This is a genomic window from Salinicola sp. V024 (genome assembly GCF_052645315.1).
In genome coordinates this window covers 62133-85159 of record NZ_JBQXYB010000005.1, presented here as the reverse complement: position 1 = coordinate 85159, position 23027 = coordinate 62133, and the positions used below count along the sequence as shown (strand labels likewise).

Genomic DNA, 23027 nt, shown 5'->3' with positions numbered 1-23027 from the left:
CGAGACTCAGAACCAACGGTCGCGCTTGCGCCGACGACGCGGCAGATGCGGCACGATCAGTCCGACGATCAAACCCGCAGCCGCGACACCACCGCCATACATGAAGTAGCGCATCAACAGGTCCTCCTTCTGCGTATCCAGACGTGCCTGCATCTCGCGCATCCTGCTCTCGGCCTGAGAGTAGGACTCGTCGAGCTGATTGTTGGTGGTCTGGAGTTCATCGACCTGCGCCTCACGGCTTTGCAGTTCGTTGCGCATATCGGCCACTCGCTGGTTCCACTCGTCGTCGATGCCGTCGAGCCGCGTGGTCAGCTGATCGACTTTTTTCTGCAACGCCGGCAGCTGCTGCTGGGCACTGGGCTCGTCCTGCACGAACTGGGACTGAACCCAGACCTCGTCCCCATCGGGGCCGCGAACCTGGGTATAGTCGCCCTGCGTCTGCAGCACGGTGACCGGATCGCCACTGGTCAGCGTACCCACAATGCGGTAGCCATCGGTTGGACCGCTGCGCACGAACGTGGTCAACGAATCACTGATCCAGTGGCCGTTCTGCGCGATGGCAGGAGCGGAAAACAGGGTCGCGCTCAAGGCGCAACCCAGAACTACATTTCGAATTTTCAACATATCGTCGTGATCTTAAGTGGCTAATCGATAACGGTTGGACATTGACTGGTTCACGCGACGATGAGACCACGCCTCGCTTCCTGCAAGGGCGGTGAATCGATCATCCACACTTTCTGTGGATAACCATTTGGACAACCTGCGCATCGATGAGCCTATCCACCGGCTGTCTCGGCATTGCGACAAATTGGTGAAAATCTGACCAACCCCTGATTTTTCAAAAACTTTCCGAAACTTCGAAACCGGTCGTCTCAGGTATCATCCCGGGGCGGCCACGCCATGGGCCGCGGGAATTCGGCGACGTTACCTTCGGACTTGACGGCCTTGGCAATCCCCCCTCGTTCCACTTCGTCGATACGGACGATGGCACTGTAGGGAATGTAGCTGCGGTTGACGCCATCGAAGGTGCGTCGAAGCTTCTCCGCGCCGGGATCGACGACAACCTTGGACTGATCCTCGAACACGAAAGCTTCGACTTCAATGAAGCCCCACAGATCGCTTTGAAAGATCTCCCTAGCGTAGAGTTCCCAAACTTCACCCTGATTGTGAAACACTACCCGATAGATCGGCTTGCTGGGCATAGATGAACGGCTCTCTCGATATCTTTGCCAACGCTGCCGAGCCTTTCGACTCGAGACATCATCCCCGATTCTCGGCTCTCAGCGTGGCATTGCAAATAGGCGCAAGGGTACCACAGCCATCGCGCCATGCGAGCGACGCGGGTTGGCTGTATCGGGTCAACGGCCGTATAATGCCGCGTTTTCAAGGACGCCTGCTCGATGGAGATCCATTCAGGCAGGCTTTCCATCTTGTTTTTCTCCTCTCTTTTCCACGACAGGGCACCGGTGACGCGCGCATGGCCGCAGCAACGCAACCTATGACGAAGAAGCTCTTCATCAAGACCCACGGCTGTCAGATGAACGAGTACGACTCCGCTCGCATCGCGGATCTGCTCGGGGAATCTCATCGTCTGGAAATGACCGACAACGAGGGTGATGCCGACGTCATTCTGCTCAACACCTGCTCGATTCGCGAGAAGGCACAGGAGAAGGTGTTCCATCAGCTCGGACGCTGGAAGAAGTTGAAAGCCGCCAAGCCGGATCTGGTCATCGGCGTCGGCGGCTGCGTTGCGAGCCAGGAAGGCGAGAATATCCGCAAGCGTGCGCCCCACGTCGACATGGTATTCGGCCCGCAGACGCTGCATCGGCTGCCAACCATGCTGGACGCCCGCAACAAGGGCGCATCGCCGATCCAGACGGTGGACGTCACGTTCCCCGAGATCGAGAAGTTCGATCATCTGCCCAAGCCGAAATCCGACGGCGCGACCGCATTCGTGTCGGTGATGGAAGGCTGCTCGAAGTACTGCACCTTCTGCGTGGTTCCCTACACCCGTGGCGAAGAGGTCTCGCGCCCTTTCGAATCGGTGATGGAAGAAGTCGTTCATCTGGCCGACCAGGGCGTGCGCGAGATCAACCTGCTGGGCCAGAACGTCAACGCCTATCGCGGGCCGGATGCCGATGGCGACGAGATCGATCTGGCCGAGCTGATCGCCTGCGTGGCGGCGGTCGACGGTATCGACCGCATCCGCTTCACGACCTCGCACCCGGTCGAGTTTTCCGACAGCCTGATTGAAGCCTATGGCGAGATACCGGAGCTGGTAAGCCACCTGCATCTGCCCGTTCAATCAGGCTCGGATCGTATCCTCGCCGCCATGAAGCGCGGCCACGATCGCGACATGTACATCGACAAGCTCGAGCGCATTCGTGCCCTGCGTCCGGACATCAGTTTTTCCTCGGACTTCATCATCGGCTTCCCTGGCGAGACCGATGCCGACTTCGAAGACACCATGGACCTGATCCATCGTATCGGTTTCGATGCCTCTTTCAGTTTCATCTACTCGAAGCGACCGGGAACGCCGGCGTCCAGCCTTCCCGACGAGACTTCGGCGGAAACGAAAAAGCAGCGGCTGGCGATCCTGCAGGATCGACTCAATCAGCAGACTGCCCAGATCGGCCGCCGTATGGTCGGCAACGTCGAACGAATTCTGGTCACCGGCTTCTCGCCCAGGGACCCAGGGCAGCTCTCAGGCCGAACCGAGAACAATCGGGTGGTCAATTTCCGGGCCGACGATCCGACGTCGCTGATCGGCTATTTCGTCGATGTCAGTATCACAGAAGCGCTGCCCAATTCGCTGCGCGGCGAGCTGGTTTCCGGCGAGCGCCATTGAGCTTGTCTCGGCCTCCCCACCTGAACTCAGACGCAATGCCGCGAGACGCATGCGACATTCCGTCAGAGAGATGCGGCGTTGCCCTGCTTCAGCGCTAACGGGTGACGCGAAGCCGGTGGCTGACACTGGTTAACCTCAAGCATTGCTCCGACAGGAAACTGCGCAGTAAGCTGGCGATATGGCAGTCGTGCTGCGCTTTTTCCAAAGCCATATTTTCAAATCCATTTTTTCAAAACAACGGACCTCTTTGCGTTGACCCAAGACCAACAGTCTGACAATCGCGTCGTCTCCTTGACGCTCGAACCCAACGATCCCATGCGTCTGGCCAATCTCTGCGGTCAGCGCGACGAACACTTGAAACTGGTCGAGGCACGGCTCGGCGTCACGCTGCGCAACCGCGGCAACGTCTTCCAGATGGCCGGCCCCGACGCTGGCGTCAAGGCAGCGGCCAACGTGCTCGAGCATCTCTACCGCGAGACCGAAGCCGACGAACTGACCCCGGACACTGTCCATCTCTATCTCCAGGAGTCGGGGGTCGAGGCGATGGAAGAGGAGATCGGCGATATCGAAGCCGGTGGCCTGCTCATCCGCACGCCGCGAACGCTGATCAAGCCGCGCGGCTTCAATCAGCAGGGCTACGTCGCCAGCATTCGCCGTCACGATATCAACTTCGGGATCGGCCCCGCGGGTACCGGCAAGACGTATCTGGCGGTGGCAGCGGCCGTGGAAGCGCTCAATCGTCAGGAGGTCAGGCGCATTCTGCTGGTGCGCCCGGCGGTCGAGGCCGGCGAGAAGCTCGGCTTCCTGCCCGGCGACCTGGCGCAGAAGATCGATCCCTATCTGCGCCCGCTCTACGACGCCCTCTACGAGATGCTGGGCTTCGAGCAGGTCAACAAGCTGATCGAGCGCCAGATCATCGAGATCGCCCCGCTCGCCTACATGCGCGGGCGTACGCTCAATAACGCCTTCATCATTCTGGATGAGAGCCAGAACACCACGCGCGAGCAGATGAAGATGTTTCTGACGCGTATCGGCTTCGGCTCGACGGCGGTGATCACCGGCGACGCGACCCAGGTCGACCTGCCGCGTGGCACGAGCTCGGGGTTGATTCACGTGCTAGAGGTGTTGCGCGATACGGCCGGCATCGGAATCACCCAGTTCGCGCCCAAGGACGTCGTCCGCCACCCGCTGGTGCAGCGCATCATCGAGGCCTACGACATTCACGAGGCGACCGAAGAAGCGGCCCAGCGACAGCGTCGGGAAGATCGCCGTCAGGCGCGGCTCGAGACCGAGACCCACCGGGGCCACGACGACTCATGACCCCGGAGATCGATCTCCAGATCGCCGTCGGCGACGAAGCCGAAACGGCTCTCCCGAGCCAGTCGGATCTCGAAGACTGGGTCGGTGCGGTACTCGCTCATGAGGGCGATACTCGCCACGAATTGACGATTCGCGTTGTCGAACGTGACGAGAGCCAACAGCTCAACCGGGACTATCGCGGCAAGGACAAGCCGACCAACGTGCTCTCTTTTCCGTTCGAATCCCCGCCAGGGATCGAACTGCCTCTGCTCGGCGACCTGGTGATCTGCCACGACGTGGTAGCCAACGAAGCGCAGGAACAGCAAAAGTCAATCCACGATCACTACGCCCATCTGGTAATACACGGCTGCTTGCATTTGCTCGGCTATGACCATATAGATGATGATGAAGCCGAGCAGATGGAAACTCTCGAGAGAGTTCTGCTCACCCAGTTTGGCATTGAGGACCCGTATCGCGTCGTCGATTCGAAACCCGATGCCTAAACTCCGACTCAAAGCGTCAACATCCAGCATCATGCCGATACCGACGAGATCTTCCTGCGGTCATGGGGAAGCATCCAGCGAGACCCCAAGCCTGATGGCCGAAGCGCCTGACGAGCCTCCGCCAAGCCGCGCCCGAATCGCGGTTGGCCCCTTTTGGATATCGATCATCGATTCGCCGCGACTCTCTTTCGAGCGCGCCGCGAAGGCATCGTGTCGCCTACGGGCATTGCGATGGAGCGATAGTCCTTTTCCCTTCCGTGTGTCATTCGAGGATAAGAGACCACAGTCATGAGCGAAGACCGATCGAGTAGCCAGAGCAGTCGATCCTGGCTTGAAAAACTGATCAGTACCTTCTCCAGCGATTTCGATGAACCCAGCTCGCGTGAAGAGCTGCTCACCTTTCTGCGCGAGGCCGGCCCACGCCTGAACCTCGATCAGGATGCGTTGACGATCATCGAAGGCGCATTCCAGATCAGCGATCAGCAGGTGCGCGAGGTGATGATCCCGCGCTCTCAGGTCACCGCCATCAGCGTGACTCAGCGCCCGGAAGACTGCCTGCCGATCATTCTGGAAACCGCGCATTCGCGCTATCCGGTCATCGACGACAATCTGGACGACGTGCTCGGCATCATGCTGGTCAAGGATCTGCTCCCGCTACTCAAGGGCAACACTCAGGAGCGCGAGGCTTTCGCCCTGCGCGACGTGCTGCGCCCGGCGATGTTCGTGCCCGAATCCAAGCGTCTCAACAGCCTGCTCAAGGAGTTCCGCGATACCCATAATCACATGGCGATCGTGGTCGACGAGTATGGCGGCACCGCCGGTATCGTCACGATCGAGGATATTCTCGAGCAGATCGTCGGCGATATCGAGGACGAGCACGACACCGACGAGGAAGAGGATATCCGCGACATGGGCGACGGCACCTATGCCGTTCGCGCCTTGACGCCGATCGAAGACTTCAACGACCACTTCGACACCGAGTTCTCCGACGAGGAGTTCGATACCGTCGGCGGGCTGATCATGCAGCGCTTCGGCCACCTCCCGGGTCGCCACGAGCATACCGATCTCGGCGAGTGGCGCTTCACCATCCTCAATGCCGACAATCGACGCATTCGCCTGCTCCAGGCCAAACCGGTACCGACCGAAGTCGAAAACGAAAACGAACCGGCACGGCGCATCGAAAGCTGAGCGATGCCTGATTCGAGGCTCGGGCGTCTGAGTCGGAACTGTAGGTGCGGGACTGTAGGCTCGGGACTCTAGGCGCAGGTCAGCGCGGTTGAAAGCACTTAACGCATTCATTCAGCAACTTTGGTATAAGGGGCACTTTTCGCAAGGAGCGCCCCTGACATGCCGCAAGCCAAGCCGTTGATTTCCGCCCGCCGCCCTTGGCCGGGTTATCTCGCTGCGCTGATTGCCGGCGGGTTTGCCACGCTCTCTTTCGCACCCTTCCATCTGTGGTGGTTGGGACCGGTAGCGGTTGCCCTGATGTATCTCGGCCAGCATCGCTTGAGCGTGGGCCAAAGCGCGCTTCGCGGCTGGGTGTTCGGCGTTGGCCTGTTCGGAAGCGGCACTTCCTGGGTCTATGTCTCGATTCACGACTACGGCTATACCGGCGTACCGCTGGCGCTGTTTCTGACCGCGCTTTTCGTCGGCACGCTGGCTTTATTCCCGGCGCTCGTCTTCGGGCTCTATCGTCGTTTCACTTCGCCGCGACTGGCCTTTCTCAGCTTCGCGGGGATCTGGGTACTGGGCGAGGCCTTCCGCAGCTGGGCGTTCACCGGTTTCCCTTGGCTGCTGCTGGGCAGCGCCCAGGTCGATTCGCCGCTGGCACCTTGGGCGCCTATCGGCGGCGTCTATCTGCTGTCGTTGATCGTCGCGCTCACCGGCACACTCCTGGTCGAATTTTGTCATCGTCGCTGGTGGGCCATCGCTCCTATCGCACTGCTCTGGCTGGTGCCGCTGGCGCTACCCGCCCAGTGGACGACACCGGCCGCCGACCCGCTGCGCGTCGCCTTGCTGCAGGGCAATCTGCCGCAACTCGCCAAATGGAGCGCCGATGGCCAGCGTGATGCAGTCAACACTTACTCTCGCCTGACGCGTCAGGTGCCTGACGACGTCGACATCATCGTCTGGCCGGAAACCGCCCTGCCGATGCTCGAACAGCAGGCGCGTCCGTTCATGGCGCGCTTGCAGTCGACGCTGCCCAGCGACACTTCACTGCTGACCGGCGTCGTCCAGCGTGACGCCGAAGGGCGTTACTACAACGCCATCACCGGCGTCGGCGATACCCGCGGCGAATACCGCAAGAGCCATCTGGTGCCGTTCGGCGAATTCCTGCCGCTGGATTTCCTGCTGCGCGGGGTCATCGATTTCTTCGACCTGCCGATGTCCGACTTTGCCGCTGGGGACGATTCCCAGCCTCCGATCCTGACCCATGGCATCGCCATCGGCAGCGCCATCTGCTACGAGATCGTCTACCCCGATCTGGTCGCAGAACGCGCGCGAAATGCCAACGTGCTGCTGACGGTTTCCAACGACACCTGGTTCGGCCGCTCGATCGGACCGCTGCAGCATCTGCAGATGGCGCAACTGCGTGCCTTGGAGAACGGCCGCTACGTCGTTCGTGCTACCAGTAACGGGGTCACGGCGATCATCGACGATCACGGCCGCCTGCGCGAGCGAGCGCCGCAGTTCGAAACCGCCAGCGTCGTCGGCGATATCGTCCCCATGACCGGACAGACGCCGTTCACCCGCACCGGCAGCTGGCCGACGTGGCTGCTGTCATTGTTACTGCTGGCGCCGGCACTGGTGTGGAAGGCCCGCCAGCCCAGGTAACACCCCGCCGTATGCCGCCACGCCCTGGCACTCCAGCCAACGGGCGTGGCGTCACGATTTTCGACCCTGTGTCATTTCCGGATATGCGACGCCGGTTTATCGAATGGTTCCGAGCCGGCATTCGAGGCTTGCCTCCCGCCTGACGATAGCGTTGGATGGAGCTCTTCATTTCCGGTCATCGAGTATGTCATGACACTGTCTCAGGTCTCCCCCGACGATATCCGCAGCGCCTTCTCCCAAGCCATGTCGGACATGTACCGGCAGGAAGTGCCGCAATATGGCGATCTGCTCGAACTGGTCGCCAATATCAATCAGACGACGCTCGACTCGGATCCGGCGCTGGCCGCTCGGCTCGACGCGCAGAACGAGACCTCGCGCCTGGGCGTCGAGCGTCACGGGGCGATTCGCGTCGGCACCGCCGATGAGCTGTCGACGCTGAGACGCGTATTCGCGCTGATGGGGATGTATCCCGTCAGCTACTACGATCTTTCCGAGGCCGGCGTGCCGGTTCACTCCACGGCTTTCCGCCCCATCGACGAGAGCTCGCTTCAGCGCAACCCTTTCCGGATCTTCACGTCGCTGCTGCGCCTGGAATTGATCGAGGATGCCGGCCTGCGACGTCAGGCCGCCTCGATTCTCGCCGAACGCGACATCTTCACCCCCGGGGCGCGCGAACTGGTCGAACTGGGTGAGCGCCAGGGTGGCTTCGATCTTGACCAGGCCGCGCGTTTCGTGACCGAGATTCTGGAAACCTTTCGCTGGCACCGCGACGCGACGGTCGACCATGACACGTACCATGCGTTGCACGCGGCCCACAGACTGGTGGCGGACGTGGTCTGCTTCCGCGGTCCGCATATCAACCATCTGACGCCGCGAACGCTGGATATCGACGCCGCCCAGACCGCGATGCCGGACTATGGCATCACGCCCAAGGCCGTGATCGAGGGGCCGCCCCGGCGCCAGTGGCCGATCCTGCTGCGCCAGACCAGCTTCAAGGCCCTGGAAGAATCGGTACGGTTCGCCGACAGCGATGGAGGCACTCACACCGCGCGTTTCGGCGAGATCGAACAGCGCGGTGTCGCACTGACACCCAAGGGACGCGCGCGATATGACGAGCTGCTGGCCCAATCCCGCCAGGCGCCAGCCGCCGCCGACAATCTCGCTCATCAACGCCAGCTGGGCGAAGTCTTCGCTGCCTTCCCCGATGACGCGGCAACGCTGCGGCGTGAAGCGCTGGCGTACTTTCGCTATCAGCTCAGCGACAGCGGGCGCGAGCGCCTGGCCAGCGGCGAGTCGGCCCCGGCTTCCCTCGACGAGGCGGTGGGGACGGGCTGGATCGATGCCACCCCGATCACATACGAGGATTTTCTGCCGGTCAGCGCCGCCGGCATCTTCCAGTCGAACCTCGGTGACACCCAGCAGCAGGCGCGGGCCAGCGAGTCTCGCAGCGAATCCAACCAGAGCGCCTTCGAGCTGGCATTGGGTCGGCCGGTTCACGACGAATTCGAACTCTACGGACGTCTGCAGCAGGACTCGCTGGAACGAGTGCAACAGCAGCTCGGCATCGAGGATTGAAGTTTTTTCGTCGCCGACCCGCGAAGCTCGTCGCAGCCAGAACACTTCTCGTCGCCTGAATGCCGATAGCACATCGCCTGTCACCCTAGGCTGAGAGCTTCCCTCTCGAGACCCCACGGAGACAGGCAATGGCCACGGTCAACAACAATAATGCGACCGCCTCACTTTCGACCGATGTCGACCTTTCAACGCTACGCAAGGTGATCGCGGCCTCGGCGATCGGTAACTTCGTCGAGTGGTTCGATTTTGCCGTCTACGGCTTTCTGGCCGTGATCATCTCGCAGCACTTCTTCCCGCCCGGCGACGATTCGTTGGCACTGCTGCAGACGTTCGCGGTTTTTGCCGTGTCGTTCGCACTGCGCCCGCTCGGGGGCATCTTCTTCGGCATGCTGGGCGACAGGATCGGGCGCAAGCGCATCCTTGCCGTGACCGTGCTGCTGATGGCCGGGGCCACGACACTGATCGGCGTGCTGCCGACTTACGCAAGCGTCGGGCTGTTTGCCCCGCTGGCGTTGGCACTGGCGCGTTGCATTCAGGGATTCTCCGCTGGCGGCGAGTATGCCGGCGCCTGCGCCTTCGTGATGGAACACGCGCCGACGCACCGCAAGGCCCGCTACGGCAGCTTCGTGCCGGTTTCCACCTTTATGGCTTTTGCCACCGCGGCGGCGCTGACCTTCGTCATCAGCACCATTATGTCCGAAGAGGCTCTGAACGCCTGGGGCTGGCGTATTCCGTTTCTGGTCGCCGCGCCGCTGGGGCTGATCGGGCTCTACATGCGCCTGCGACTGGACGAATCCCCCGCTTTCCAGGCCCTGAAAGCACAACATGCCGTGCCGCAGGCACCATTGAAAGAAACCGTCCGGGCGCACGGCGCGACCATTGTCAGTCTGAGCGCTTTCATTTCGGTCACGGCGCTATCGTTCTACATGTTCACCACCTACTTCACGACCATAAAAGGTGAGGTGTCGTTAACGACTAGAACGATGGGAACGAACACGCATGTCACTGACCGCAAACGATTTCGACATCACAATAACTGATCCAGCCCTACGCCTGCTGTCTGCTGGGCGTTCGCTGTATCTCGCGACAGAGGTTGCTATCACTGAGCGTGAGACGCTACACACTGCGATAGCAAACTATGAACTGAAAATCACGATCACAGACAACGAATATCTAATTGATTTTGTTAGGAAACCATTGATACGAATCGCTAGCCCATCTATTTTTCAGAAATTCGAGGACATCAAAAACGATCTAGGTCGGATGGTTTGGGATCAATTTTGTATTGAGAATCAGCAACTTGTCGACGAGAAACTAGGCCGTTAACCTTACCCTCTTCCACCGATTGTCAGCCTCTCGATATACTGTATGTATGAACAGTACTTGAGAGGCTGCTATGGACACTCCAAAGAAAGCGTTTTTTGACCGTCGCTCTGATTCGATCACGAAGTGTCGCCGCTGGAAACAGCGCTTGCAGATGATGGGCTGGATCGATGCTCGCCAGCGTCTACCGCCACCGGGCGTGATGATCGAGTATCATGCTAGCTACAGGTACAGTATCTATAGCGGGCGATGTGTCCTGAATGATCAACCGTTTGGCGATACCCACCGAGCGGGGACGCATACATTCTTTTTGTTGAATCGAGATAATGGCAATATAAACGCTGTCGTCTGGCGTGTGTACATTCTCCACGCTGATAGAATGCTGCATAGAAATTAAAAAGAAATTTAGGGGGACGAAGTGGAAACATTGATAGCTAACGGCATTGGAGTAATCATAACACTAACATTAATTACAATGTTATTAGGTGCGATTTTAACAATTTACTATCTCTTTAGCAAAGTTGAACTTATAGGCGACTCTCCATTTTGGGAAAAATTCTCAGTATTAACTGTTTCAATAATATTTACTATTGTCGCCGCAATAGCCATCTCAGTATCTTTTTATTTTTATGCGTCTCAAGTAAACAGCGAATCGCAAGATATTATTGCGAGATGGGATGCGCTGGGATCAGTATTATCAGGCTTTTTTGCACCTGCTGCGGCATTTTCAATATTGATTACAATGATCTATTTTCAGAGACAGCTAAAAGAACAAAAGGCTCAATTCTTGATGCAAGTTAGACAACAACAAAACATAAACGAAAAACAAATTGAATCTTTGGAATTTGAGAGATACGACAAACATAGAAGAATATTTTTCGAACGAATAGATTATCTAGCCGAAAAGTACAAAGGCAATATTCTGTTCAGAGATAAAGAAAACCTGTATGAACGACTATATCCAGAGAACAGCCCAAGCTTATGCAAGGTAAAGCTTAAAGATCATCACGGCTCAATTATTAGAGAAATTGAAGAATCTATGTCGACAATAAGATCGATGCGAGTCGTTGACGCAGAAACGGCAAATACTATAATTTTCAATTATAGTAAGCTGCATGGACTTCTTGATATAAAAGTAACAACAGCAGCAAGCGATGGGGACGTTTACACATACGCGAGAAAACTTTGTCTAAATGTCCTTGTCGAGAACATGGGAAACGCAATAATTGAAGATATAATAAAGTCCATATATGTATATGGCGGCATCCAATTCAACCATGCAATAATACTTCAATTTAACTATACGAAAACCACTGAAATACTAAAGCAACTTTATGAGAATAAAGTTAGAGATGAAATCATAAGCATTACCGACGAAAACCCAAGGATAAGAAAAATGTATGAAGTGAGAGAACACCTAATAAAGTTGGGTGAAGAGAAAAATGAAATAGAACAAAAACTAACCGAAAGGCTAAATGAAAAGTTTTGGACAAAAGAACTTTTATCTAGCACACATATGGACAAAGCCTTCACTGATTATCTCCAGCAACTAATGAACCAACCTGGATTTGTGCGAAAAGACTATTATACAGAACAATATCACTTGCTATTGGATAATATCAATAATGCACTGTTTGGTAATTTAATCCGTCGAAAGCCCAACTAATGCTTTCCAATTCTTCTAGAGACTGAGCGTCAAGAATCCGGCGCTCTACCCTCTGACTCATGAATTTCGGCAGATTCTTCGGGCTCGTCAACAGGCATAGACAATCGTAGATCGATCCAACGGCCATCAGGTATATCTACGGGATCACCTGCGACTATCATTGCTGTATTAAAATCGAACTTCCGGCTAAATGTTCTCACAGTAATAGTCTTATCTTCTGCTGTTTCGGTTTCTACAAAACATAAACGATTTCCATTCACGTCCTGTGGTATTTCGATTGTCCAGCCGTCAGATGCGAACCCTAGAGACCCTGAAACCGTATATACACCTACGTCATCATGTGATGCGCTTACGCCTTGTGCCTCGCTATTGTATGCACCGCAATTATCAAGAGTGAACCCATCACCCGCCGCATCTAATGCGTCATTAGCTAACCTGAAAATCGGGGACGCAGATTTTATAAAACCATTTGAATCAGTAGTCGTATTATTGCTAGATAGAACCTCTGCCCACACATAAGCATTTGACGGAATGTCAGTAGCCCCGGTATCAACATCGGAATTCAATATACCTACTGCTAGTCGCGGATTGCTACCTAACGAATTCACCGCTAGATATCCCGCACGATTAGGAGAACGCGCTAGAGAAATTATCTGCGCCCAATTGAAAGGCATATTAGTAAATAGTGGTGTGTCAGTATATGAAGAGGAAATATTATATTTCCCACATGTCGTGATCTGATCACCCCAGAACGGATCAACAGTAGATGTTATTGAAACCCGCCCTTTCAGATACTCATTCCATTCACCGGCATTACCGGTATGCCACAATTCGCGATTCGGTCCTAAAGACCCATTATACGTCGTCTGAATTCGGGCCTCTGGTTCATTACCGTTGTTAGATAGCCACAGATAACGGAAATCGCCGTAGCGTTTTGTAGCTAATAAGCAACTATAGATATCTTTTCGACTAATATCAGGATCAGTAGTCGCGCTATCAATCGCGTATATGCCGGGCGTTTTTGCATCACTCAAAACAGATATAATTTTACCATCAGCGGATCCAATCCCGAATTTTTGGATCTCAGTTAAAACAGAGCTTTCAAAACCGATTTTAGAACGTAGTGTAGATGCTGAACCGACAGGCGCGGATGACAGCGAATCGAACAGCGATAGATTGCCAAGCTTTCCAGCATTAGCAACATCTACGCCCGCTTTCAATACGTCGACTAACTCATGCGCTCTAGATTCGACCTCTCCAAGCCAATCGTTCGCATTTTGAACATTAATTGTATCTGCCATTTTTATTGTTATTCCTTATTATTATAATTATTTAGGAGTATTTGATACCCATCACGCTAATCCCGCGATACGATGCAACGATAGTACCTGATGCATCACCGCTTTTTTTCATAGCAACTGTTATACGTTCGCCTCCAAACGATTTCCGGTTTACTATCTGCGCTTTCGGGTCTTGCCCATTAGAGTGTGCCGGGCCGTTGTCAATTCTGAATAAATTATCTGAACCTATATAAGCATTCACTTGATATGTACCGCTAAACAAATTAGTATCGATACGCCATGAAACTGATATTTGAAAATCGGTTTCAAAATCTAGATCATCAATATCTAGTTCTGCGACAGTTTGCCAACTAGTCGATAATGTTTTACCGGATCGCTCGTATGTAGATCGGGGAATGAAAACAGCTTCGTTTTCTAACTGTAGAGTACCAACGACCGCATCCCTAAACATGCCTCGCACAATGAACGCATCATCTGCATAGATTGACCCGCCATCTATCAACGTAGTTCCGGTACGTGTCCACCTATCAGTACTTTCTTTAGCTTTTAAGCCGTCATAAGCTCGCTCTCTTAACTCTTTAAATGTACCCTCATCGCCGCCCTGTACCCCGACACTATCACCGATAGTACCGTTAGATAATGTGCCGCCGTTAATATCGTTGAGTCCGACAGTATTCCACCTAGCTACGTTCCCGATCTCGTCGACTTGCCTAAATCCTACGCGAAGCTCACCGGTCGATGATATTTTCGATGTCAAATCGTCGACATCAATATTAGTCGCTTTAAGGTTTCGAATCAGAGCATTATCGATAACAGTCTGACCGCCTGTCACGACGAAAGGAATAGTAAAATTATTATTTGATTCGTTAATAATCGCGAACGTATCAGCAACAGCGGCAATAGTTGCAGTGCCCCCGCCGACTTGCATACCTATCATCGCTTTTTTGCCGTTCACGTTTACTGTCTGTATTGACTGAGCAACAGCACCATTATTTTTATCGTAAACAGCACTAACAGACGATTCGACAGATGCGAACTGGTCGTCAACCTCAACTTCGTATCTATCAATACGTTGAGAAATCGCATTGTCTTTGCTTGTTAACGCTGATATCTGAGAGCTAACAGATGACTTGTTCGAATTGAACGAAGATTCTAAAGAGCTTATATCACTAGCTAATGACGCATCTTTATTAGTCAATGTAGAGAGCTTAGAACTAACACTAGATTTGTTCGAATTATATTCAGATTCAAGTGAGCTGATATCAGACGCTAAAGATTGATTAGCATCTGTTAGCGTAGACAACTGCGAACTGACAGACGATGAATTCGAATTAAAATCTGAACGTAAATCTGTTAGCGAGTTAGTCAGCGTTCTATCAGCATCACTCAACGCGAGTAGTTGAGTAGAAACATTCGCTGAATTGTCTTGAAATGTCGTATTCAATTCTACAATACGTTGTGCTAATGATTCGTCTTCAGTAACACGCGTAATATTTTCAACAGTAATCGATGCTGAACCAACAGCAGATTGGGTCTGTTGTACTGACTCATGAATCGCCAGCAGCATGTGATCGAGCGCAATAGTTCGATCTAGATTAGATATAGTAGCGCTGTTATCGTTGACTGATGACGTTAGTTCAGTGACAGAATTAGCTATAGCTTGTGTATCGTCAGAGAGCGTTTGTACTGTCGTTTCTACGCTAGACACACGATTATCAACAGTGCTCTCTAACGAATTGAAATCCGTTTTGACATTTTTAGCAGTATCTAACGCAGTTTGAGAATCTGCTAGAGCTTGATCAACATTGACAGTAATAGCTGAAATATCGCTGATTGCTGTATCAATCTGATTCTGTGCAGCATCAATCGCGTCTGCATTGTCTTTAATGCCATTTTCAAACTGATCAAGCAATGCGCCGGGTTTCGTTAGATCATCTAAAACTGCATCAGTGATGTCTGAAACGTTCGTGCCAGTAGTGCCTGATACCGGATACCAGACGCTAACGCCGTACGCGTTGTAGCCTCGAATGTAATAATAATAGGTAGTGCCGGATTTTAGAGACGTATCGACGAGAGTCGTTGAGTACCCGAGAAATACCGCGTTAGATTCGATTTCAGACGTATCAAGCGCAGTATTTGAGCGTCGATATTCGAAAAGCTGGCCGGGTCTGCTGCTGCTGGGGATCAAGGTGATATCGAACGTGCCAAGCGTCATAGCGACAGAATCAGGGCCTACAGGTAGCAATAATGCCGAAATCGTAGTGGTACGCACTGACCACGCTGATCGGTTCCCGATGCTGTCTACTGCTGCTACACGTACTGACCATTGGCCTCCAACGGTGTCGCGTAGATCGATAGACGTTAACGCTGTGCCCCCGACCGGTTCATAAGCGCTCTGTGTCGGGCTCATCGCTTCTACAACGTAGCTACGTACTCTAGGGTCATCTGCTGGCGTCCAGCTTATAGTTAGACCCTGATGCGACTGTCCACCAGCTATATAAGTATATGATTCTATTGATATATCTAGCGGTGGATTGAGTCTGCCTGTAGGTAGTAGAGTTGTTGGGCTTTCAGGTATTTTTAGACCCTGCTCTATCTGCGCAAATTTATTTTTATTGTGTTCGATTGCTGAAATCGTATAGCTGTTGTCATCATTGTCTGTAACGCTCAACACTCGAAACGTTCTCGCTGAAACGTCAGCACTGGAAAGCATCCAAGGTGCATTTGCTAGCGGGGTTTCACTGAGAGATGTTGCTAGAGTGATTACGTCATCATTGATTGACGAAACGCTGACATGTTCAGTCGACCCGGACGGTAAACGAACAGAAATAACACGATTAGCACCGTCAAAATGTTCAGGTTGTTTATCGATATAGAGCGTTGTTTGAGTTGAGAGATTCCCAACCAAACGACCGCCGATTCTAGCGCCAACGTAATTAGGATCGCTTATCGATATTATTTCGCCGGGTCTCAAATCTGCATCAGCAAAACCGGTTGAAAATTCTAGTAACTCTGTCTCACTCTGTTCAGTGTATAGTGTCCAGAGTCCGAGCCTGCGAGCTTGCCCCCTAGATGTACATCCAAAAGCGGTAATATCAGTTTGATTGAATCCATATTTTTGTATTGCTTCCTGATCTTCGACTAGCTCAACAGTCTTTCGATAATTATCGTCAGGATCATTCCAACTGACCGCGCATACAGTGTGTCTAGTGCTGAGTTTAGATGCTGAATATTTGAACTCACCATCGACTATATTTGAAGTATTGAAAAAACGTGATGAATCAGACGGCGCATCTTGAACGGCCGTTACTAGTCCGGTTGACCAGTACATCATCCCGCGAAATGCCCCGGCAAGGCTGTTTAATACGTCAAAGACTTCAGAACGTGAATTTAAAACAGTGTTAACTGTGAAGCGGGGTTCTGTGTCGCCGTATCCGTCATCTACGTATTCATCACAATACACACCAATTTGATATAGTGACCATTTATCAACGTGTTGAGCATCAATGCCAGCGCCATATCTTTTATTTGTACATAAATCGTAAAAAATCCATGCGGGGTTATTTGTCCAAGATCGTTTAAACGTACCATCCCATATGCCCGAATATTCACGGGATTCAGGATCATAATTTGATGGGATTTGAACTATCAAACCTCTGACCTGATATGCACGATCAGGTATTGAATCACCGAATCTTGAAGCGTCTACTTTTAAGGCCAAATAAGCGGAATCGGGATAGACAAACTTGCCATCAATAATAGTGGTATAAGTTGACCAATAGGTGTCATTTCTGATTGATGAATCGTCTTCGTTGTCATCAGTTAAACGTCTGACACGAATATTCCACGGGCCATTACCAGTTAACGGTATTCTATAGCTGCGCTGATATGGTGAAGTCGTTTTACCTGAAATTGTATCTTTTTTAACTTCAGTGTATGAACTATCAGCAGATGCGACATCAATAGCAATCTGAACGCTGGAACCGTGCAAATCCCCAGTTTTTTTATCTTGTTCAGTTAGTGCTGGAATTTGAATAGTAACGCGTACAGCATCAATATCTGTATCGTTAATTGCTCTGACTACCGCGTCAGATTTCGTGACTTGAGTTGATACATCTGTCGTTGCTTCTACGCCGTCGAAGCCTGAAACATAATCTTGTTCCGTTAAGCCGACGCGTTCATCCCACTCGATTCCACTAAAATTAAAAGAGTCGTCGTCATTCTGTAGCGGAGTATCATCGATATAAATTGATTTAGCGCCGTCGACTAGACCAACAATTTCGCCCTCGCCGATCAAATCTATTATTTTCGCTGTCGCGTTACTCTGCAACGTGTTCGGATCTTCTTGAGCTACCCGACCAGAACCACCACCGCCCTTGCCACCTTTGGCACCGACAATATTAATTACTTCATTCATTATTATTTTTATCCATTTTTATTTTTATAATTGTTCTGTAGATAGACCCGCTGAAACGACAACTGAACCCGTTTTGACTTCGCCAATAATTATTGGAACTGCGATACCCTGCGCTGCGCGGTTGACGGGACCATCAAAAAGAAACGATGCACGCTCTTCGGGTGAAACTTGAGATTCATAATCTGCTGTGTTCTGAGTAGCGAGCGACGTAGAGATGCCTGATAGCACAAGAGATGCACCAGCTACCGCTACAGCACCACCAGATAGAGCGGCTATGCCCGCTACGCCTGCTGCTGGTACGAAGAATGAAGCCCCTATAAGCGCAGCACCGAGGATGGTTTTACCTGTACCGCTACCGGAACCGGCTATCGCTGGCATGATGTGTAGCTCTGATTCGCTACCAAATTTGATGTTTAATGATGATTCGTCTAGAGATGAGTTACCGCGCACCACATGCCATGAGCCAGCGCGTATAGCCGTTTGAAATCCTGATAGCTGTACTGACAGTGCGCGTATAGCTTCTGCTGCGTCGATGATGTCTAGTTGATATAGCTCACCAAATTTTTGTTTTAATGAGCCGTGAAGATGAACATTGACCATAATTTGAAAAATATCCTTGTTTTAGATATTTATCAAAATTGTGATTTATGTCTGTAGTAGTGGGTAATGTAAGGCAGCCAGCGGGCGATTGGTTCACGCCTAGATATTCGGGTAGTATCGACCGGATTAGATGCTGTGACGTGATGAAGAATTAAATTATTTCCAACATACACAGCGCCGTGATTGGGTACATTTGATCTGAGCTGCATATAGATCATATCGCCGCGTTGCGGCTCATAGACTCTTATGAATCCGGCACTCTCATGATTCATAGAATACAAATCTTGTCCTGATTTCCACCATTCCCAGCTTCGCGGATATTCTGGCAATTTAACGTTTAGCTCTGATTCGTAGTAGTCTCTGATCAGTGAATAGCAATCCTGAACACCATGAATGAAACCCCTGCCGATAAGCGGAGCTTTTTCGATATTATTACCCCACCATGTTAGATTTGACGCGTCTTTACCGTCAGTCGCAACAATCGCAAAGGGGACATCTAACGCTAGTTGTGTTCGCATATCACTTTCACTAGGACATGCAGGATAATCAGGATGTGAATGTATCACAGCTAATAACGTTTCTCGTGTCGCTTTGATCATATCATTCTTACTAACGTGAAAATGATTTTCAGGATCATCAGAGACGTTTCGAACTTGATAGAGTCCAGCTTTCTCAGTTAATAGCCAAACGACCTCAAGCGGATAACCGTCTATCGCTTCATTTTTTATTTGTTGTTCTTGTTCTATTGTTATCATATTAATATCGCTGTAAGCCCGGAAAGCCTCTGAACGGCAGCGGGTTATTTCCGAAACGTTTACGACAGCCATCCGCTAAATCTTTACTGCATGTATCTTTTGCAGGATCAATAACTTTATTACCCTCACGATCAAAATAAGAATCGCTTGCATAGGGACATGTCACGTTTTCATAACTAAATTCCTGATTCTCTGCATTCCAAAATCTGTAGCTGTGCGTACAAGTGTTTTTGATACATTGCCTGTTTGGAATCTGTTTGCCCTGCTGATCGAGCTTGCTAGCTAGTTCGAACGTGATAGAAACTGACGTTTGTGCAGAGCGTCTATCGATATAAAAATGATCGATGGGAAAGGTGGCGCTGGGGTCTGGATCAGAGCCATTATCTAAATGTTTTTCAAATGTTCTAATACGTCGAACGTCACAACCTTCTAGGTTATTTGATCCGATCAATACAGACATAAATGCCAAATCTTGAGCTGGAACAGTTAGCGTTGGCGTCGGTAGCGAACCCTTACCGTTATACTCAAAACCCTCAGATTTTATTGGAAATGGTGTGTAGTCGTAGCCGTTAAAATTCAAAACTTCGTTAGAGTTCGCATGAAAACGTAAGACGCCCTGCCCGTAATTTTTAGCATCAATTTCATACAGTGTGATAACTGCGTCTGTCGTTAATTGCTGTGCTGTAGTCGCGATAATATTATTCATTGATGCGACTCTCTAAACTGTGCACTGATAGTGATACGTTCAAAATTATCGACTGTGCGTGAGAGTTGCGAACACGTGACAGCTCTAGATTCTTCACGATTGAAATCGAATAGAAATGGTTCGACTCCCTTTTTCGATCTAATAAATGCTTCAACTAGTTGAGCATCATCAATTGTCAGATTTGAAAACGTGATGTTAAACGTTGAACGAATTGAATTAATGCCCGCTGGCGATAGCTGTTCATAGCCATCGCCGAAATTGACAGATTTTATTGAAAACTCTAGTTCATCAGATGCGCCGTAATCGACATCTGCCCGATGATTTAAAGTTGGAAATTTTGCATACGCCATTATTATTGTTATTCCTTATTCTTATTATTTATAGTTAGATAGCGCACCACCGTTTCGCTTTTCTTGATTGACCATAGCTAGGAATCTTGCTCTATCTGATTTCATATATTGTTCAAATGCCTGTTGAGTACCCGCATTAGCCCCCGATTCTACGTTTATCGTTGGAGAGTAAACGATTGATGAATTTGAAGATTTAGATGCATCGATTCGCGATAATGTGTTATCCAAAGTCTTGGCTGTTTTTTGTGGTAATACACGTTCACCGGCTTCTAGATTCCACGTGCCTGAATTCGGTACCGTCATGATGCCGTCGTGAGCCTGTCCGACTACGCCTGATATGGCTGTAGCCCCTATAGCGGCCACTGACGCGTAACCCGTCGCACGCACTATGGTAGCCATGGGGATACCCGCTATGCCCCCACCTTGAGCGAGCGCTAGCGTTGCTGCTGTCTCTGTGTTCACTATCGCCTGAGCCATTTGTGCCGCTTTCGATATTAAGAACATCGTTTTATACGCTGCGCTCGATTTGTCTCCAATAGTCGCGATGATGTCTGCTGTACTTGAAGCTAGAGATGACATGACTGATAGCTGTGCCTGACTCGACGCTTGCGCTATCTGTTGCGTCTTTTGTGCTGATAATGCTTCGAGCTCGTTTTTACGTGTTAGATAATCTTCGACGGATTTAAGTTTTTCGTCGTACTGCGATTCATTCAATTTAGTTTCGTCTTTGAAATACTCTTCTAATTTTGATTTGTATTCAGAGATTTTTTGTAGATCACCAGCAGCACCACCGATTTCTGGGGATAATCCAGAAAATTGAGGCGCGTCAGATTGAGCACCGCGATTCGCAGCAGTCGTTAAGTTAGCTGATTGATCTGACGTTAACAGATTGGCTTCACGTAATTTTTGAATCTCTTTTACTTGCTCTTTCGTTGTAGCTAGCGCTTGCTCTCTTTTTGTCATTAATGAGACGACTAGTTTTTCTCGACTCTTCTCTAAAGTCTCAAGAGATTTTTGCGCTTCAATCTGTTTTTCTAATGCAGTATTGATAGATAATTGTTTACGAATAGCTGATTCATTATTCAACAGTGATTGCTGCTCTGCTGTTAGCTGTGATTTCGATTTAATGTCGGCAATCTGTTGATTAAATTTTATTAGCTCACGTTGAGCTGAACCAATTTTGTCAGATGTCTCTGACTGCTGTTGTAGCGATGACTGTTGTTCACGTAGTTTATCGAGATAGCGAGTCGCTGCATCTTCACGATAAGACGCCTCTTTTTTTGTCTCTTTAAATTTATCTTTGATCGCTGCGCGAGCTTTATCAATTTCTTCGGCTGAAAACGGCGTACCTGCTTTTGCAGCAGCTTGAATATTTTTCTCTAAATCTTTATAAGCTTTCGCTTGCTGTTCTGCTTTTGAACGTCCGTCATCGATGAGTTTATTGACAGATGATATTGCTGAAATAGCTCTGTTCTGAATTTTTTGTTTATCAGCTTCAGCTTTAGCCTGCTGTTGTGTAGCAATTTTCTGTGATTCTAATAGTGATAGCTGAATCGTTAGATTCGCTACTTGTGCTTGCGCTGCTGCTACACCTCCTGTTTTTGATGATCGTCCTGATTCTGCTCGTTCTCTAGCTGCTGCTAACTGAGACTGAACATCAGATATTTTGTCATCAATAGTTGATTGACGACCGATATCTAGTATCGCGTCCCAGCCTTCAGATGCAGCTATTTTGATATTTTTCCAAACTGTTTCTATCGTTCCTAGTGACGATGCGACATCTTTTGCACGATCCTGAATAGTGTCTGAATAAGTCTGCATTGCTAGACGTTGAGCATCAACAGTACGCCCTTGCTCTACTAACGCCGTAATTTGTTTATAGATGTCAGCAGTTAGAAAATTGTATTTTTCATTTAATGTTGTAACTGCTTCTACAGGATCATCAGCAATTTTAGCGAATTGTGATATCGTTTCATCAATCGCTTGTCCTATACTGTCTTGCATAGCTATTGCAGCAGCAGCTATATCAGTGAATTGATCTGATGTGAATTTACCAGATTTGACGATTTCGTTAAGTGCGTTAACTGCTCTACGCTGTGTGACACCTGATAGATTATCTAACGCTCTAGCAGTCATGATTAGCTCATCAGTAGTAGCGCCTGACATGTTGCCTGTTTGAGCTAGTGATTTTGTCAATTTATCCGATTCATCAGCACCGGCATAAGCGGCGATAGCGAACGTACCTAGGGCAGCAGCTACTATTGTTAATGGGTTAATTAACCCGACTACGTAAGTTCCCATCGCTCTGATCGCGGGTAAAATCCCGCCGAACATATCTTTCAACTGGCCGCCCTGCTGTAGAAGAACAGTCAGCGGACGTTGACCGCCTTGAAGTGAAACCGCGATGTCTGTGAACTGTGCAGGTAGTCCGCGAGTCGCGAATCTGAGTTCGCCAGCAGTTTTAGCGTTTTTCTGCATTGCAGATGATGAACCCGCAAGCGCGTTACGCTGTTCGTTGATTTTTTTGTTTAGAACGTCATATGTTTCAGTATCTAATTTGCCAGATTTTCGATGTTTGGCTAGCTGTTGTTCCATTCTATCCAGCTCGCCGAGCTTCCCGACAACTGGATCGATTTTAGAAACGAGTCTGTCTAGCTCTCTTTGTTGACGTTTGTTAGAGTCTTCGAGTTTCTTAGCTGCGCGTTCCGCTTTAGACATACCATCGGTAAATCGACCTGTACGGGCTTCTAGATCAACTGTTAATGAACCAAGATTTCGTGAATTTGTCGCCATTGTATTTTTGTTCCATTTATTGTTTTTGTTATATTGATATTTAGTGTTGTTCAGAC

General features: G+C 50.6%; 18 protein-coding genes. 9 read left to right on the top strand and 9 right to left on the bottom strand.

The features are described from left to right. Window positions 1-6 precede the first annotated feature (6 nt). Window positions 7-624, bottom strand: coding sequence for a TIGR04211 family SH3 domain-containing protein (locus ACUN9V_RS09705; protein ID WP_075561961.1), 618 nt, complete (start codon window positions 622-624; stop codon window positions 7-9). 248 nt (window positions 625-872) lie between these two features. Beyond that, a complete protein-coding gene (locus ACUN9V_RS09700; protein WP_075561960.1) occupies window positions 873-1202 on the bottom strand; it encodes a DUF1820 family protein in 330 nt (109 codons plus the stop codon). Between the two features lie 296 nt (window positions 1203-1498). Here ACUN9V_RS09700 and miaB point away from each other — a divergent pair, with 296 nt between their 5' ends. From miaB to ACUN9V_RS09655, 9 genes are all read left to right on the top strand, one after another. After that, window positions 1499-2848 carry a tRNA (N6-isopentenyl adenosine(37)-C2)-methylthiotransferase MiaB gene (gene miaB, locus ACUN9V_RS09695; RefSeq protein ID WP_439286594.1) on the top strand — a complete coding sequence of 450 codons (1350 nt, stop codon included), beginning with the start codon at window positions 1499-1501 and terminating at the stop codon, window positions 2846-2848. A gap of 252 nt (window positions 2849-3100) precedes the next feature. Further along, on the top strand, window positions 3101-4168 hold the full coding sequence (locus tag ACUN9V_RS09690) for a PhoH family protein (protein WP_075561958.1): 1068 nt from the start codon (window positions 3101-3103) through the stop codon (window positions 4166-4168). Then, window positions 4165-4650: an rRNA maturation RNase YbeY gene (gene ybeY / locus ACUN9V_RS09685; protein ID WP_445511249.1), complete on the top strand. Its 486-nt coding sequence runs from the start codon at window positions 4165-4167 to the stop codon at window positions 4648-4650. Before ACUN9V_RS09690 ends, ybeY begins: the two co-directional genes overlap by 4 nt. 288 nt (window positions 4651-4938) lie before the next feature. Continuing rightward, window positions 4939-5838 carry an HlyC/CorC family transporter gene (locus tag ACUN9V_RS09680; RefSeq protein ID WP_445511248.1) on the top strand — a complete coding sequence of 300 codons (900 nt, stop codon included), beginning with the start codon at window positions 4939-4941 and terminating at the stop codon, window positions 5836-5838. Between the two features lie 159 nt (window positions 5839-5997). Then, the gene (gene lnt, locus ACUN9V_RS09675; protein ID WP_445511247.1) at window positions 5998-7485 is read left to right on the top strand and encodes an apolipoprotein N-acyltransferase; all 1488 of its coding nucleotides are present in this window, start codon (window positions 5998-6000) and stop codon (window positions 7483-7485) included. A gap of 189 nt (window positions 7486-7674) precedes the next feature. Next, window positions 7675-9060 (top strand): 2-oxoadipate dioxygenase/decarboxylase HglS, encoded by a 1386-nt coding sequence (gene hglS, locus ACUN9V_RS09670; protein ID WP_445511246.1) that lies wholly within the window; start codon window positions 7675-7677, stop codon window positions 9058-9060. A 128-nt stretch (window positions 9061-9188) separates the two neighbouring features. Then, window positions 9189-10100 carry an MFS transporter gene (locus ACUN9V_RS09665; RefSeq protein ID WP_445511245.1) on the top strand — a complete coding sequence of 304 codons (912 nt, stop codon included), beginning with the start codon at window positions 9189-9191 and terminating at the stop codon, window positions 10098-10100. Then, on the top strand, window positions 10060-10386 hold the full coding sequence (locus tag ACUN9V_RS09660; RefSeq protein ID WP_445511244.1) for a hypothetical protein: 327 nt from the start codon (window positions 10060-10062) through the stop codon (window positions 10384-10386). Before ACUN9V_RS09665 ends, ACUN9V_RS09660 begins: the two co-directional genes overlap by 41 nt. A gap of 415 nt (window positions 10387-10801) precedes the next feature. Further along, window positions 10802-12049 carry a hypothetical protein gene (locus ACUN9V_RS09655; protein ID WP_445511243.1) on the top strand — a complete coding sequence of 416 codons (1248 nt, stop codon included), beginning with the start codon at window positions 10802-10804 and terminating at the stop codon, window positions 12047-12049. A 29-nt stretch (window positions 12050-12078) separates the two neighbouring features. Here ACUN9V_RS09655 and ACUN9V_RS09650 read toward each other — a convergent pair whose 3' ends face one another. Genes ACUN9V_RS09650 through ACUN9V_RS09620 form a run of 7 tightly spaced genes read right to left on the bottom strand, consistent with a single transcriptional unit; the run spans window position 12079 to window position 22971 of the window. Beyond that, window positions 12079-13350, bottom strand: a complete 1272-nt coding sequence (locus ACUN9V_RS09650) for a phage tail fiber protein (RefSeq protein WP_445511242.1) — start codon at window positions 13348-13350, stop codon at window positions 12079-12081. 31 nt (window positions 13351-13381) lie between these two features. Then, on the bottom strand, window positions 13382-17767 hold the full coding sequence (gpJ, locus tag ACUN9V_RS09645) for a TipJ family phage tail tip protein (protein WP_445511241.1): 4386 nt from the start codon (window positions 17765-17767) through the stop codon (window positions 13382-13384). Between the two features lie 24 nt (window positions 17768-17791). Then, the gene (locus tag ACUN9V_RS09640; RefSeq protein WP_445511240.1) at window positions 17792-18367 is read right to left on the bottom strand and encodes a hypothetical protein; all 576 of its coding nucleotides are present in this window, start codon (window positions 18365-18367) and stop codon (window positions 17792-17794) included. Between the two features lie 32 nt (window positions 18368-18399). Next, window positions 18400-19194 (bottom strand): NlpC/P60 family protein, encoded by a 795-nt coding sequence (locus tag ACUN9V_RS09635; protein WP_445511239.1) that lies wholly within the window; start codon window positions 19192-19194, stop codon window positions 18400-18402. Further along, entirely contained in the window at window positions 19124-19828 is a 705-nt protein-coding gene (locus tag ACUN9V_RS09630) for a phage minor tail protein L (protein WP_445511238.1), read from the bottom strand. The genes ACUN9V_RS09635 and ACUN9V_RS09630 overlap by 71 nt, the downstream gene beginning before the upstream one ends. After that, window positions 19825-20178, bottom strand: a complete 354-nt coding sequence (locus tag ACUN9V_RS09625) for a phage tail protein (protein ID WP_445511237.1) — start codon at window positions 20176-20178, stop codon at window positions 19825-19827. Before ACUN9V_RS09625 ends, ACUN9V_RS09630 begins: the two co-directional genes overlap by 4 nt. A gap of 24 nt (window positions 20179-20202) precedes the next feature. Continuing rightward, complete coding sequence (locus ACUN9V_RS09620; protein WP_445511236.1) at window positions 20203-22971, bottom strand: phage tail length tape measure family protein; 2769 nt, start codon at window positions 22969-22971, stop codon at window positions 20203-20205. Window positions 22972-23027: the final 56 nt, after the last annotated feature.

Coding starts and splice junctions, on each gene's coding strand:
- ACUN9V_RS09705 (WP_075561961.1), bottom strand. CDS start 624: ATGTTGAAAATTCGAAATGTAGTTCTGGGTTGCGCCTTGAGCGCGACC.
- ACUN9V_RS09660 (WP_445511244.1), top strand. CDS start 10,060: ATGTCACTGACCGCAAACGATTTCGACATCACAATAACTGATCCAGCC.
- ybeY (WP_445511249.1), top strand. CDS start 4,165: ATGACCCCGGAGATCGATCTCCAGATCGCCGTCGGCGACGAAGCCGAA.
- lnt (WP_445511247.1), top strand. CDS start 5,998: ATGCCGCAAGCCAAGCCGTTGATTTCCGCCCGCCGCCCTTGGCCGGGT.
- ACUN9V_RS09665 (WP_445511245.1), top strand. CDS start 9,189: ATGGCCACGGTCAACAACAATAATGCGACCGCCTCACTTTCGACCGAT.
- gpJ (WP_445511241.1), bottom strand. CDS start 17,767: ATGAATGAAGTAATTAATATTGTCGGTGCCAAAGGTGGCAAGGGCGGT.
- ACUN9V_RS09700 (WP_075561960.1), bottom strand. CDS start 1,202: ATGCCCAGCAAGCCGATCTATCGGGTAGTGTTTCACAATCAGGGTGAA.
- ACUN9V_RS09640 (WP_445511240.1), bottom strand. CDS start 18,367: ATGGTCAATGTTCATCTTCACGGCTCATTAAAACAAAAATTTGGTGAG.
- ACUN9V_RS09625 (WP_445511237.1), bottom strand. CDS start 20,178: ATGGCGTATGCAAAATTTCCAACTTTAAATCATCGGGCAGATGTCGAT.
- ACUN9V_RS09620 (WP_445511236.1), bottom strand. CDS start 22,971: ATGGCGACAAATTCACGAAATCTTGGTTCATTAACAGTTGATCTAGAA.
- hglS (WP_445511246.1), top strand. CDS start 7,675: ATGACACTGTCTCAGGTCTCCCCCGACGATATCCGCAGCGCCTTCTCC.
- ACUN9V_RS09630 (WP_445511238.1), bottom strand. CDS start 19,828: ATGAATAATATTATCGCGACTACAGCACAGCAATTAACGACAGACGCA.
- miaB (WP_439286594.1), top strand. CDS start 1,499: ATGACGAAGAAGCTCTTCATCAAGACCCACGGCTGTCAGATGAACGAG.
- ACUN9V_RS09650 (WP_445511242.1), bottom strand. CDS start 13,350: ATGGCAGATACAATTAATGTTCAAAATGCGAACGATTGGCTTGGAGAG.
- ACUN9V_RS09680 (WP_445511248.1), top strand. CDS start 4,939: ATGAGCGAAGACCGATCGAGTAGCCAGAGCAGTCGATCCTGGCTTGAA.
- ACUN9V_RS09635 (WP_445511239.1), bottom strand. CDS start 19,194: ATGGCTGTCGTAAACGTTTCGGAAATAACCCGCTGCCGTTCAGAGGCT.